The 13531-nt window shown below is 60.6% G+C and carries 12 protein-coding genes; 3 read left to right on the top strand and 9 right to left on the bottom strand.

Translation table 11 applies throughout. The annotated features are described in order from the left end of the window. Positions 1-91 precede the first annotated feature (91 nt). The 9 genes from EDF70_RS13295 to EDF70_RS13255 all read right to left on the bottom strand — a co-directional run bounded on the left by EDF70_RS13295 (position 92) and on the right by EDF70_RS13255 (position 9412). The gene (locus tag EDF70_RS13295; protein ID WP_132274086.1) at positions 92-1030 is read right to left on the bottom strand and encodes an aldo/keto reductase; all 939 of its coding nucleotides are present in this window, start codon (positions 1028-1030) and stop codon (positions 92-94) included. 63 nt (positions 1031-1093) lie between these two features. Then, positions 1094-1957 carry a VOC family protein gene (locus EDF70_RS13290; RefSeq protein WP_132274083.1) on the bottom strand — a complete coding sequence of 288 codons (864 nt, stop codon included), beginning with the start codon at positions 1955-1957 and terminating at the stop codon, positions 1094-1096. Between the two features lie 19 nt (positions 1958-1976). After that, positions 1977-2579, bottom strand: coding sequence for an alkylhydroperoxidase domain protein (locus EDF70_RS13285; protein WP_132274080.1), 603 nt, complete (start codon positions 2577-2579; stop codon positions 1977-1979). Positions 2580-2593: 14 nt separating this feature from the next. Continuing rightward, positions 2594-3190: a CMD domain protein gene (locus tag EDF70_RS13280; protein ID WP_132274078.1), complete on the bottom strand. Its 597-nt coding sequence runs from the start codon at positions 3188-3190 to the stop codon at positions 2594-2596. A gap of 16 nt (positions 3191-3206) precedes the next feature. After that, positions 3207-4244 (bottom strand): putative FMN-dependent luciferase-like monooxygenase, encoded by a 1038-nt coding sequence (locus EDF70_RS13275; protein WP_132274075.1) that lies wholly within the window; start codon positions 4242-4244, stop codon positions 3207-3209. Next, a complete protein-coding gene (locus EDF70_RS13270; RefSeq protein WP_132274072.1) occupies positions 4241-5893 on the bottom strand; it encodes an ABC transporter ATP-binding protein in 1653 nt (550 codons plus the stop codon). Before EDF70_RS13270 ends, EDF70_RS13275 begins: the two co-directional genes overlap by 4 nt. Continuing rightward, positions 5893-6783 carry an ABC transporter permease gene (locus EDF70_RS13265; RefSeq protein ID WP_132274069.1) on the bottom strand — a complete coding sequence of 297 codons (891 nt, stop codon included), beginning with the start codon at positions 6781-6783 and terminating at the stop codon, positions 5893-5895. The genes EDF70_RS13270 and EDF70_RS13265 overlap by 1 nt, the downstream gene beginning before the upstream one ends. Continuing rightward, positions 6780-7724 carry an ABC transporter permease gene (locus tag EDF70_RS13260; protein ID WP_132274067.1) on the bottom strand — a complete coding sequence of 315 codons (945 nt, stop codon included), beginning with the start codon at positions 7722-7724 and terminating at the stop codon, positions 6780-6782. The genes EDF70_RS13265 and EDF70_RS13260 overlap by 4 nt, the downstream gene beginning before the upstream one ends. Positions 7725-7783: 59 nt before the next feature. Continuing rightward, the gene (locus EDF70_RS13255; protein ID WP_132274064.1) at positions 7784-9412 is read right to left on the bottom strand and encodes a TIGR04028 family ABC transporter substrate-binding protein; all 1629 of its coding nucleotides are present in this window, start codon (positions 9410-9412) and stop codon (positions 7784-7786) included. Positions 9413-9812: 400 nt separating this feature from the next. Between EDF70_RS13255 and EDF70_RS13250 the strand changes: the two genes are divergently transcribed. The 3 genes from EDF70_RS13250 (at position 9813) to EDF70_RS13240 (ending at position 13527) form a co-directional block, all read left to right on the top strand. Continuing rightward, a complete protein-coding gene (locus EDF70_RS13250; RefSeq protein WP_132274061.1) occupies positions 9813-11132 on the top strand; it encodes an LLM class flavin-dependent oxidoreductase in 1320 nt (439 codons plus the stop codon). A gap of 147 nt (positions 11133-11279) precedes the next feature. Further along, positions 11280-11879 carry an alpha/beta hydrolase gene (locus tag EDF70_RS13245; RefSeq protein ID WP_132274059.1) on the top strand — a complete coding sequence of 200 codons (600 nt, stop codon included), beginning with the start codon at positions 11280-11282 and terminating at the stop codon, positions 11877-11879. Positions 11880-12096: 217 nt separating this feature from the next. Next, a complete protein-coding gene (locus EDF70_RS13240; protein ID WP_132274056.1) occupies positions 12097-13527 on the top strand; it encodes an MFS transporter in 1431 nt (476 codons plus the stop codon). Positions 13528-13531 lie beyond the last annotated feature (4 nt).

Below are 13531 nucleotides of genomic sequence, written 5' to 3'. Positions count from 1 at the left end.
ACGGCAGTCAAGCAGGCTGCCGTCTCGATCTGATCGGATGCGGACAATTCTACAAAAGGGGCAATTGATCACATAGGCGCAATGATGATGCTCAAAACTTGATGATGCCATCCTGCACGAGTGCATCCCAGAAACCGTCCGGAATGTGCTGCCGGCTTGCCTCTATTGTCGGCTCCACCTTGGCAAGCGTCTTGGTCGACCACAGAACGGACAGCACGGAAGGGTATCGCATTCCAAACTGCAGGACGGCGGCGTTCTCCGATATGCCAAACTCGGCGCATCGGGCCTGGAGTTTCTGGCGAAACGGTTCGTTTTCGGGCGTGAAATAACGGCCGCTGCCAAAAGGAGAGGCGGCGATCACGCCCGTGCCACGCTCCTGGCAAAGCGAGATGACGGCTTCTGCTCCTGCATGATCGGCCAAGGAAAAGCCGCCGGCAAACAGCAGAAGATCGATATCGTAGCGCTCCAGAAATGCCATGGCGATTTCCGGCGTGTTGGCCCCGACACCCATCATCCTGACACGACCATCTTCGCGCAGGTCGAGCAATGCCGGCATGCCGGTTTCAAGCGCCGCCTCCATGCCGCCGTCACAGATCGAAAGTCCGTGCATGTAAGCGATGTCGGCTGACGGAATGCCAAGCCGGTGCAGCGATGTTTCGAAAGACGCGGCGATGCCGTCTGCACTGTAGTCGCAAACAGGTGTGAAACCTGCATGATGCGGGTAATGGCGTGTCACGCCCGGCTTGCGCGAAAATGGGTCGAGATTGACGCCGACCTTGGTGGAGAGAAGATAATCTTCACGCTGTTGCCAGACGAGACCATGACCGAGGCGACGCTCGCACAGACCGCTGCCGTAATAGGGTGCGGTATCGAAATAACGGATACCGGCATCCCATGCCTTTTGCAGGATGTCTTCTGACTGCTTGTCCCCTTCACGTCCTGCGAGCCCACTCCAGCTGGAATTGCCGAGAGATAGTTCGCTGAACCAGGCCTCGTGACGCGGGTGTTTTCTTTTGCGTATGGATGTCATGCGATGCAGCCAAACGGTGACGGCGCGCCGGCGAGCGCATCCGTCACCGCCGTGGCTATCTCCCTAGTTTTCGGAAAACTCTATGATCGTGCCGCTGGCATCATGCGGTTTCACGGCAATGCCGCCGCGCGGTGTCGTCTCGAACGGAACACCGTGATTGAGGAGCACGTCCTTCGTTCGCGTGAGGTCGCGGACCTTGATGCGAAGTCCGGCAAAACCGTTGGCCGGCGTGCCTGAAATATCGATGCCCGGAAAGAGTTTCTGCGCAGCCGCCCTGTCGAGGAACAGAAGCGGTGCCGAGTTTTCGCCGGTTATCACGCGATAACCACCTTCTGCCTCGCTCACCTCACCTGCCGCATAGAACCGCGCATAGGTTTCTGCGGTCTTTCGTGGTGTCTCGCTGATACCGACGATGCCGCCAAGTGCTACCGCACCATTGGCATGCTGCTGCAGTTCAGGTCGCCACACCATGTCGCGGGTTTCGTGCTGGCAGAGGAAGAAATGCCCCAGCGGCACTTCCTGCGGATCAAAGGTCAGTGTCCGGAAACTGGCTATGCCTTCGCCACCACCGGGCAAGGGGAGCGGGCGGGAAAAGGCGCTGACATCGCCCGTTTTGAGCCCAAGTGCATCCAGCGCCGGTTTGGCGGCATCCGCGCTTGCTGTGCGGTTGGCGATCGCCTGCAGTCCTTCGCCGTGGCTTGCCAGACTTTGCCGCTGCGGGATGTTGAACTCGGTTTCGCTCACCACCCCGAGCAGTTCGAGATAATCATCGGTGAAGATGATCGTGTAATTGGCCGTTCCCTTTTGCGGGCTGTGCAGCCCGCGTGGAGACAGCGTGAAGCCGAGCCGTCGATAGAGTTCGGCGCTGGCATCGAGATCATGGACCAGAAGATAGGTGTGATCCACGCCAAGAACGGGATGCGTCATGGGTGTTTTCCTCGGTCGGTCAGGCGGCAGGTGTCGGCTCGCCGAGCGAAAGCATCAGGCGGTTCGCCCAGTTGAAGAAGGAGGCGCCGTGAACGACGTCGGAAATCTCCTCGTCGGCAAGACCTGCGTCACGCAGGCGTTTCACATGCTCGCTTCCGAAAGCAGGCGGGGTGGCGCTGAGCGCGACCGAGGCCGCAACGATTGCGTTCCAGCGTTCGCCCAGATCTGTTGAAACGCCGTCGTCCAGAAGTTTCTGAACGTCTTCGGTGCGCTTCGAATATTGCGAGGCGAAACGGGAATGCACTGACGCGCACAGAATGCAGCCGTTAAGGCGCGAGGCGGCGGTGGCCGCCAGTTCGCGTTCGGCACGCGGCAGGCCGTCCTTGGTGTTGTAGAAGATGTCGTTGTCGGTCTTGGTGCGCGCTTCCAGAATGTCTGGATCGCGCACCAGCAATGCGAAATAGCCGTTCTTGGCGCGCGCCTTGTCGACCAGCGCTTCATAGTGGCGGTCGGTCAGCTCGTCTTCGGTAAGTGGCGGTAGCCACGCGGTCCAGCCAATATGCTCCTGCGTGAAGGCGACGGGCGGATTTTCGATGGTTGGTTCAATAACGGTATCGGTCATGTCAAGAAACTCCGTCAGGCTGCGGCGAGCGTCTTCAGGCCCGCGACGACGCGGATCTGGAAGGCAAGGAAGGACACGAGCTGCGACAGCGTGACGATGCCGGTCGTGCTCCAGCCGGCGGAAAGCAGTGCCTGCAACGCGGCCGGGCTTGCCTCGCGCGGACGGAACACCAGCAGGTGCGCATGGTAAAGTGCCGCCGCCAGCTTCTCGCCAAGCACATCACGATCGGCAGGGGTGATGTTCAGAGCCGGGCCATCTTTGTTTTCGGAGCTCAGCGGGCCTGCCGGATAATGGCCATAAGGGCCGTTGGCGCCGTTCAGCTCGGCCAGTCCCTTGACGGTTGAGAGGAGCGTGGTGCCATTGTCCAGGCTTGCCAGTTTTCCTGCGTAGAAGTCGGCGATGTCCGTCTGCCCATGCAGAAGAGCGACGAATGTCGCAACCGCAAAGCGCTCCGCAAGAGAGACCTGGCTCACATCGGCCGGCTCGAACAAGGCAAGCCAGCTTTTCTGGGCATGTTCGCGAGTGATGGGGCGGCGGGCGCGCAGGCCTTCGGCCTTCGAATCCGGCGTAACGCCGACCAGATGGTCGATGATGTCGATCGTATCGGTCATGACAGTCTTTTCTCTGTTACTGGGCAGCGACAAGGCGGGGTTCGGAAGAGCGATCCCAGCCGAGCTTGGGGGCGACTTCGGCCGCGATCAGCTCTATCGAGCGGAGGATTTCCGCATGCGGCGGATCGATGGAATGGACCTGGAAAACGATGTCGGTGGAGCGGGCGAGCGCGGTGTCGGCCTTCAGCGAGGCGATCACGTCGTCCGGCGTGCCGACATGGCTATCGAGCGCCTTAATGAGATCCTCGACGGTCTCGCCCGGAATACGGTGGCCTGCTGCCGCAAAACGGTCGGCAACGCGACGCAGGCCGGTTTCGGCAAAGGCCAGCGCGCGCTTGCGGTCGTCGGCGACGAACAGGCTGCGCGAACCGAGAATACGGGGAGCACGGCCTTCCGGCAGCCCTGAAAGATAGGCGTCGATGATCGGGTTCTGGATTTCGTCCAGTGTCGCATCCGGCTTGTCGGCGGGGCGGGGCTGGGTGCGCGAGAGCATCAGTCCGTCGCCGCTGAGGCCTGCCAGGCGGGCACCATTGGCGGAGAAGGTGGCCAGCCAGACGCGGTCGAGCAGGTGCGGGGCATCTGGATAAAGCACGTTGCCAGCCTTGAAGGCCTTGCCGGCCCAGGCATCGCGCACGATCGCCAGATTTTCGGCATAAACCTCGCCGCGCCGATCGGAATCGATGCCAAAAGCGTCAAAGGATTCGCGTGTGCCGCCGGTGCCGAAGCCAACTTCGAGACGTCCGTTCGACAAAAGGTCGAGCACGGCGGTGTCTTCGGCGGCGCGAATGGCATTTTCCATCGGCAGCGTGATGACACCGGTACCGAGGCGAATTCTGGAGGTGCGAGCCGCCACATGCGCGAGGAAAACCGCGGGCGCGGGGAGGCCGCCTTCGTCGGCGTGAAAATGGTGTTGGGCAATCCAGGCGCTGTCGAAACCGTTTTCTTCGGCATGGATGATCTGTTCAGCCGCGAGGCGATAGCGTTCGCCGGCCGGCACGTCATCGAGAAGGCGTGTGAAAAAGCCCAGGCGTTTTTTGGCAATGGTGTTTGTCATGACAATGGTCCTGCTGAAAAAGCATGTCGCGAAATGTCGGCATGCGGAAATTTCGCGCCGGGAATGGCGTCGATAAGCTCGCGCGTGTAGTCGCTGGAGGCGGCTGAAAAGACCTGCTCGACCGTGCCGTAATCGACCTGACGGCCGTTGTGCAGCACGGAGACGGTGTCGGCGATCTGGCGCACCACGGCGAGGTCGTGCGAAACGAACACGTAAGTGAGGCCAAGGTCGCGCTGCAGTTCGGCGAGAAGATCGAGGATCTGCGCCTGCACGGTGACATCGAGGGCCGAAACCGCTTCGTCGAGAACGACCACTTCCGGTTCCAGAACCAGAGCGCGGGCGATTGCCACGCGCTGCCGCTGGCCGCCGGAAAGCGCGTGCGGCAGTCGTGACAGAAGGGTCGTCGGCAGGCCGACGCGATCGGCGATCGCAGCCACACGACGGTCACGTTCCTCGCGGGCAACCGGCTCGAAATTCAAAAGCGGTTCCTCGATGATGGCCCGCACCGTCTGGCGTGGATCGAGCGATGCCCACGGGTTCTGGTAGACGAGCTGTACCTTGCGACGGAACTGCCGCAGATCCTTCGAATTCAGGCTGCCGACATCGAAATCGCCGATGCGGATCTGGCCGCCTGTCGGTTTCTGGAAACCGGCAATCGCGCGGATCGTCGTGGTCTTGCCGGAACCGGATTCGCCGACGACCGCGTGGGTGGTGCCGCGCGGCACGGTGAAGGAGATATCGTCGACGGCGCGAAACGTCTTGCCCGACGGCAGATTGAAATCCTGCACCAGATTGCTGATGGTCAGCGCCGCCGGACGGCCCGGCTCGATCGGTGCGCGCGGTTTCGCCGCTGCCAGAGACGGGGCATCGGACAGCAGCTTTCTGGTATAGGCGCTTTGCGGGGCCGCCAGCACATCGGCGGTCTTGCCCTGTTCCTGAATGCGTCCGCCCTGCAGCACGATGATTTTGTCGGAGCGGTCGGCTGCAACACCGAGATCGTGGGTGACGAGGAGGACCGCGGTGCCGTATTGCCGGCGCAAATCGTCGATCAGATCGAGGATGCGGCGCTGCACGGTAACGTCGAGCGCCGAAGTGGGCTCGTCGGCGATAATCAGCGCCGGCCGCAGCGCAATGGCGATGGCAATCAGCACGCGCTGTTTCATGCCGCCGGAAAGCTCGTGCGGATATTGTTTGGCGCGCAATTCGGGTTCGGACAGGCCGACATGCGTCAACAGTTCGATGACACGGCGATCGGCCTCGCGTCGGCTGATGCGACCGTGGATGCTGAGGATTTCCCGCACCTGCTCGCCGATCGTCGCGACCGGATTGAGCGAATTGCCGGGGTCCTGCGGCACGAGGCTGACGACGGCGCCGCGAATGTTGCGCAGCCGCGCATTGCTCCAGCGCGAAATATCCTCGCCGTTGAGAACGATCGCTCCGCTTTCGATGCGGCCGTTTTCGGCCAGAAGACCGATGACGGCCTGCGCGGTTGAGGTTTTGCCTGAGCCGCTTTCACCGACCAGGGCGACCACTTCGCCGGCATTGACGGAGAAGGAGACGCCATGCACCACGGTGGAGCGGATGTCTCTCTGGCTGTAGGAGACGTTGAGGTCGCGGACCTCGAGAACGGGTTTGTCGGATGCGCTCATCATGCGCTCCTTCCATTGGTCTTGCCGATAGACTGGCTGATGCGATTGGCCGACAGCACGACGGCGACAACGACGAGGCCGGGGGCTGCCGTCAGCCACCATGCGGTGGCCAGATAGTTGCGGCCCTCGGCGATCAGCAGGCCCCATTCCGGTGTCGGCGGTGGCGCGCCATAACCGAGAAAACCGAGCGTCGAGATCTGCAGGATCGCCCAGCCAAACTGCACGGCCGTGTAGGCGACGACCGAGGTCAGCGAGTTGGGCAGAATGTGCCGCCACAGAACCTTGCCGAACGTGCCGCCGGAGCCGAAGGCGGCTTCTACGAATTCGGCATTGCGGACGCGCACCACCTCGGAGCGCATCAGGCGGGCGAAACCGGCGATCGCGGTGGCACCGACCGCAATGGCGGCGTTGATCGTGCCAAAGCCGAGAAGGATGATGATGCTGAGCGACAGGAGCAGTGTCGGGATCGACAGCAGCACATCGACGAAACGCATGATGATTTCGTCCACCCGGCCGCGCACCGAGCCTGCGAAAAGCCCGAGCCCCGTACCAACGACGAGGCCGACGCCGACGGCGGCAATGGCGCCCGAAAGCGAATGCACGGCGCCATGCACGATGCGCGAAAACAGGTCACGACCGAGCGAATCCGTGCCGAGCAGATGGGCGGCGGATGGCGCTTTCAGCTGGCCGCCGGGCACGCCCTGCAACGGATCGTAGGCGGTGAACAGGCCGGGGACGAGCGTCCACAGCAGCACGGTGGCGATCACCAGCCATGCCAGCGCCAGACCATAGGGAAAGTTGAGAAGGATCGACGCGAGGCTGCGGGAGGTTCCTGCACGTTTCGATCGCTTGCCGGTGTCGAGATCGGAAAATGTGTCTGCGGTGGTCATGCCGTGGCTCCGTTCCGGGTTCTGAGGCGCGGATCGAGCAGCGGATAGGCCAGATCGACGGCAAGGTTGATGGTGACGAAGGCGGCGGCCGAGATGACGACGACGGCCTGCAGAACAGAAAGGTCCTGATTGCTGACGGCCTTTTCGGTGAGGCCGCCGATGCCGTTGAGGCCAAAAACGGTTTCGGTGACGACGGCGCCGGCCAGAAGCTCACCGAACAGCACACCGGCAATGGTCAGGACCGGCAGGATGGCGTTGCGGGCGACATGCCGCCACAGGATGCCGATTTCACTGGCGCCCTTGGCACGCGCGACAGGCACGAAGGGGCGGGTGCGGATCTCGTCGATATTGCGGATGAGGATCTGCGCCAGCGGCGCGGCGATCGGGACCGCCAGCGTTGCGACCGGCAGCACGACGCTTTCCCAAGGGCCGGGATTGATCACCGAGACCAGCTTCAGGCGGAAGGAAAAGATCTGGATCAGCATGATCGCCAGCCAGAAGACCGGCACCGAGATGAACAGTGACGGCAGCGATTGGATGAGGTTCTTGAGCCAGGCGAAAGGCGCCATGGTGGAGAGGAAGGCAATGAAGACGGCGAGAATGGTTGCCGCCAGAAATCCGAGGCCGGCCAGTTTCAGCGTCGGCGGCAGGTTGGTCGCCAGCTGTGCAGAGACCGGCACGCCGGCCTGCATGGAATATCCGAAATCGCCCTGCAGGAAGTTTGCGAATGTGTTGGCATATTGGACCAGAAGCCCGGAATCGATCGCATAGGCGGCGCGAATTTCCCGGATCTGGTCGGCGCTGAGGCCGAATTCGGGGTTGAGGAACTTGATCAGCACCGCATCGCCGGGCATGGCCTGCAAAAGTATGAAGGACAGCGTGAAAGCTGCCCACAGGACGAGCAGTGCCTGTCCTATCCGTCCGACGACGTAGCGTGACATATGGGTCTCTCCGGGAAAGGGCGGGACGGCCAGCCTTCAGGCGGCCATCCCCTTGCTTCTTACTTGTCGAGCCAGGTGCTGTAGAAGGACGGGCGTCCAACCGCTTCAAAAGCGATGCCCTTGACATAAGGCGCGCCGGCAAAGGCCTGCGGCTCTTCGAAGATCGGCACGGCATAGGCCTGATCGAGAACGTAAGCCTGCGCATCGGCAACCGCCTTCAGGCGCTTTTCACGATCCGGCTGGGAGGCGATCTCGTCGAGGATGGCGTTCAGCTTGGCGTCGGAGAAGGTTTTCACCTTGTCGCTGGTGCCGCCCTGCTGCAGCAGCTGGTTGCGCAGCGTCGGGTAATAGAGGCTTTTCACCACATCGGGATCGGCGCGGCCGACCATGGCGACTGCAATCGGCGTCTTCAGCGGGTCGAGTTCATCGACGACCTTGCTGCCGGCATCACCGGCCAGAACGTTGAATTTTACACCGATCTTCGACCACTGCTGCGCGATCAGCTGCAACACGGCCTGGCTCTGCGGCTGCGGCAGCGATGCATACGCCGTCAGCACCAGCTTCTGGCCATCCTTTTCGCGGATGCCGTCGGAGCCCGCCTTGAAGCCCGCTTCGTCCAGCAGCGCCTCTGCCTTTTCAAGGTCGAATTCCAGCTTGTCGGTCTGCGGCACGTAACCGATCGCAGTGGACGCGAGGACGGAGGTTGCCTTCGGATAGTTCTTGGAGAAGATCGTCGAAATGATCTCGTCGCGATTGACGGCAAGCGACAGGGCCTTGCGCACCTTGACGTCGGCAAGGAGCGGGTTGTCCGGACGGAAGGCGATGGAATTGTTCATGCCGCGCGTGCCCGGCGCGTAGATGGTAAAGCTCTGGGCTTCCACCTGGCCTTCGTCATAGGCCTGGATCTGGCGGATGAAATCGGCCTGGCCGGCCAGCAGCGCGCCGATACGCACGCTGTCTTCACCGGTGACGATGTACTTGATCTCGTCGAGATAGGCGCGGCCCTGATGCTCCAGCTTGGCCGGACCCCATTTGTAATCCTCGCGGACTTTCAGATCGAGCGTCTTGCCGATCGTTTCGGCGGCCACGACAAACGGGCCTGAGCCGATGATCTTCGTCGCGTCACCCAGCTGCTCGAAAGGCAGTGCCAGCGTGGAGAGCGATACAATGCCGGAGCCGATCACCGAGGTGCCCTGCAGGAAGCCGGGCGATGGCTTCTTGAAATAGAATTTCACGGTCAGCGGATCAATGACTTCGCTGCGCTCGTAATTGTTGACCACTTCCGAGATAGGCTTCTTGAGCGCCTTGTCGCCAAGACCGTAGGTATCGAAATTCTTGGCGATCACGGCAGCATCCACCGGCGTGCCGTCGGAGAAGGTGATGCCCGAGCGCAGCTTGAACGTATATTCCGTGGCATTCTCGTTGATCTGCCAGGATTCAGCCAGCCAGGGCTCGATCTCCAGCGTCTTCGGGTTCTGATAGGTCAGCTTGTCGGTGATCTGGTTGAGAATGCCGCCATTCGGATAAAAACCGCCGGCCGGCGAATAGAGGTTGGTGTGCGCCTGCTGCTCCAGATAGACCAGCGTGCCACCCTTTACCGGCGCATCGGCTGCTCGGGTCAGGGCTGGTAGGGCGGTGGCCGCGAGCAGGCCGAGGCTCAGGGCGAGAATTTTGCGGTAAGGCGTCATGGTCATTTCCAGCGTTGATGGATGACCTGAGCCTACTCACTTGTGACGTTTGCCCATGGCTTTACTATTCTATTTTGCGACGCTGCCGGGAATGTTTCTTTTGTTAAAAGCGGACTCTGCGACAGAGTTATTCCGCATTGCAAAATTTCGGCTCTGAAAGGGACGTCGGCGGTGCGGTGATGGGTTGATATTGCGCGTATAATAGGATGACGGCATTGGGTCGCATCACAAATTCTAAGGAAACGGCTGGAAATAAAAGATTTTTCCTTTGTGGAAGACGACGCAGGGGGCGCTCTTGCATAAGGCGAAATGCGCGCCAACATCTAAATGGTCAACGTCGCAGCGCACAATATTTGCGGTCGAAACAGTATCTCTTCTCCTCTCACGTCATAGAGCAACCATGTCCAAGAAGCTGCATCTTACCGCATTCATGAGACCCGTCAGCCTGCATACGGGGGCCTGGCGTTATCCCGGCTCTTACGCGGATGCGAATTTCAATTTCGCCCACCTGAAGTCTTTTGTTAGAAAACTGGAAGATGCCAAATTCGACGCGTTCTTCATGGCCGACCATCTGGCGGTGCTGAATATGCCGACGGAAGCGCTCAAGCGCAGCCATACGGTCACATCTTTCGAACCGTTCACGCTCCTCTCGGCGCTTGCCGCGGTAACCGAAAAGATTGGATTGGCGGCGACCGCTTCCACGACGTTCGACGAGCCCTATCATGTGGCCCGCCGCTTTGCCTCACTCGATCATATCAGCGATGGTCGTGCCGCCTGGAATATCGTCACCACCTCCAACCCGGACGCCGCCCGCAATTTCGGTATGGACGAGCATGTCGAACACGCCGACCGCTATCGTCGAGCGCGGGAATTCTATGATGTGGTGACTGGCCTGTGGGACAGCTTTGCCGATGACGCGTTCATTCGGGATCAGGAGAGCGGCATCTTCTTCGATCCGGAAAAGATGCATGTTCTTGCCCACAAGGGCGAGGAACTGCAGGTGCGCGGCCCTCTCAACATCGCTCGCCCGGTGCAGGGATGGCCGGTGATCGTGCAGGCCGGGCAATCCGAACCGGGCCGGCAGCTGGCAGCCGAAACGGCCGAAGCGGTCTTTTGCTCGCCGCGGGATATCGATGCGGCCAAGACGCTCTATGCGGATATCAAGGGACGCATGGCGGCGATCGGCCGGGCGCCCAACCATCTGAAAATCCTGCCCGCTGCCTTCATCGTCATCGGCGATACCGTCGAGGAGGCAAAGGCCAAGCGCGCCAAGCTCGACAGTCTCGTTCATTATGACAGCGCCATCGCCTCACTTTCGATCGCGCTCGGCCACGATGCCTCCGGTTTCGATCCTGACGGTCCTCTGCCGGCAATTCCGGAAAGCAATGCAAGCAAGTCGGGTCGCGAAACCGTGCTGCGTCTGGCCGAACAGGAAAACCTGACGGTCCGCCAACTGGCGCAGCGCTATGGCGGTTATGCCGGCCTCGCATTCGTCGGCACGCCGCAAACCATTGCCGACGAAATGCAGGAATGGCTGGAACAGTCGGCGGCGGACGGATTTACGATCGCATTTCCTTTCCTGCCGCAGGGGCTGGACGACGTCACCGGGCGGCTGGTTCCTGAATTGCAGCGCCGCGGCCTTTTCCGCCAAGAGTATGAGGGCACGACTTTGCGCCAGCACCTTGGGTTGCCACGGCCGGTGAACCGTTTCTTTTCCTAAAGCGATAGAGGCGGGCAGGAACCGTCGATTGACTGTCATCCGGTAGGTCAGAAAAATAATCTACTAATGTAATGGTTTTTGGGCCGCCTTTCGCTGACCGCGCCGATCGCTCGATTAAGATCAGGAAGACGATCATGGAAAAGCGAAATGGCACAAACGCTTATTCTCCCCGGATTTAACGGTTCTTCCGACGCGCACTGGCAAAGGATCTGGGCGAGCGACCGTCCAGGCTCTTTGGTCGTCGAGCAGCACAGCTGGTCATGTCCGACCTTGTCGGATTGGCATGAGAAGCTTGATGAGGCGCTGTCGATGACCGACGGCGCCTTTCTTGTTGCCCACAGCCTTGGTTGCCTTCTGGCCGCCAGTTATGCGGATCGGCCTTTGGCTGGAAAGATCGAAGGGGCATTGCTGGTCGCACCGTGCGCGCTCGATACGGCAACCATGATGCATCCCTGCCTGGCAGGATTTGGATCGGAGCCTCTGAGCGTCCTGCCATTCCCCAGCATTCTCGTGGCGAGTTCGAATGATCCTTACATGAGCGGCGCGGAAGCCCAGCGCCGGGCGCTTTTGTGGGGAAGCGAGCTGGTCAGTATCGGCGCGGCAGGACATATCAATGTGGAGAGCGGGTTCGGTCGGTGGTCGCAAGGGTATGACCTGCTCGATCGCCTCTTCCATGCGTCGCACCAGTCACGGCAATCTCTGGTGAGCGCGCCACGCCGTTATGCCGGCAACTCTTCTCTACGCTGACCCCTCTGCCGTCACGACGCGGCCGCATGTCGCTTAAAAGGTGACTTTTCGCGCCAGTTGGTGTGGCAAATGGCCTTGGAAATGCGCGCTTTAGGAGTAAGCATATTTTTCATCAGATTCGCCTGCGGCCCGAGCCCTCCATTCCTGACCGCATTCAAACCATCATTCCGACAGGCCGCCGCGCGTGGTCGCAAGAAGACCGAGTGCGTTCTCCCTGATGTCAGATCAGCCTTATTCGTCGTTAGACGTTGACCGTCCCGTAGCGAATTTCCGCGTCATTGCCATGATCGTCGCCAGTGCGATGCTGATGGAAAACATCGATGCAACGGTTCTCGCGACGGCGCTTCCGACCATGGCACGGGATTTTGGCGTCGATGCGCCGGCAATGTCGATCGCGTTGACATCCTACCTTCTCAGTCTTGCGATCTTCATTCCGGCAAGCGGCAGGATTGCCGACCGTTACGGATCTCGAACCGTTTTCCGTACCGCCATTTTTGTCTTCATCGTCGGATCGATCTGCTGTGCGCTGGCGCCAAGCCTGCCGACGCTGGTTCTGGCGCGTCTGCTGCAGGGCGCCGGCGGGGCGATGATGATGCCGGTCGGCCGCCTTGTCCTGATGCGCAGTGTGGCGCGCAAGGATATGGTGAGTGCGATTTCCTGGCTTCTCATTCCGGCATTGGTCGGGCCGATTCTCGGGCCACCTATCGGCGGCCTGATCGTCACCTATCTCGACTGGCGCTGGATCTTTTACATCAACGTGCCGATCGGCATCGTCGGAATGATTGTCGTTTCGCTCTACATTCAGGAGTTCAAGGGAGAAACGATCACCCGGTTCGACTGGGTCGGGTTCCTGATCTCAGGCGTCTCGTTGGGCGCACTTCTGTTTGGCTTCGAGCTTGGTAGTCATGAAGGTGAGGGATGGCTGGCTATCGGGCTGATCGCGACCGGCTGTGTTTTCGGCATGGCCTATCTGCGCCATGCCAGCAGGCATCCGGCACCGATCATGGATTTTTCGCTGATGAAAGTGCCGAGTTTCGGCACCTCCGTCATCGCCGGATCGCTGACCCGGATCACACAAGGGGCGCAGCCCTTTCTGCTGCCCTTGTTGTTTCAGCTCGGTTTTGGTTATTCAGCGGCCGCAGCGGGCCAGATGGTCATTGCCACCGCGATCGGCTCACTTTTGATGAAGCCGTTCGCGAAACCGGTTTACCGCTATATGGGTTTTCGCATCAGTCTGGCGGTCAACGGTGTTCTGGGCACGATCGGTTATGGCATCTGTGCCATGTTCGGGCCGGATTGGCCTGTCTGGCTGATGTTCCTGGTCATGACATTGGGGGCATTTTTCATGTCGTTCCAGTTCACGGCTTACAACACCATTGCTTATGACGAGATACCGCCGGAGCGGATGAGTTCGGCCACCAGCTTCTACACGACAATTCAGCAGCTGATGTTGTCTCTGGGTATCTGCATCGGTGCCCTTGCGCTGCGCGGCTCGATGGCGGCTGGTGGAAATTCCCAGCCGGGGCTCGCGGATTTTTCGACGGCATTCATTGTCGTGACGCTCATTTCGATTACCGCCACGATCTGGAATCTTCGCTTCCACCCGAATGCCGGCGCCGAGATCAGCGGGCATGTTGCCCGACGTTGAAGTG

Source organism: Neorhizobium sp. JUb45 (genome assembly GCF_004343585.1).
Taxonomy (GTDB): Bacteria; Pseudomonadota; Alphaproteobacteria; order Rhizobiales; family Rhizobiaceae; genus Neorhizobium.
The sequence above is the reverse complement of the archived record's forward strand: the minus strand, read 5'-3'. Positions and strand labels throughout refer to the sequence as shown.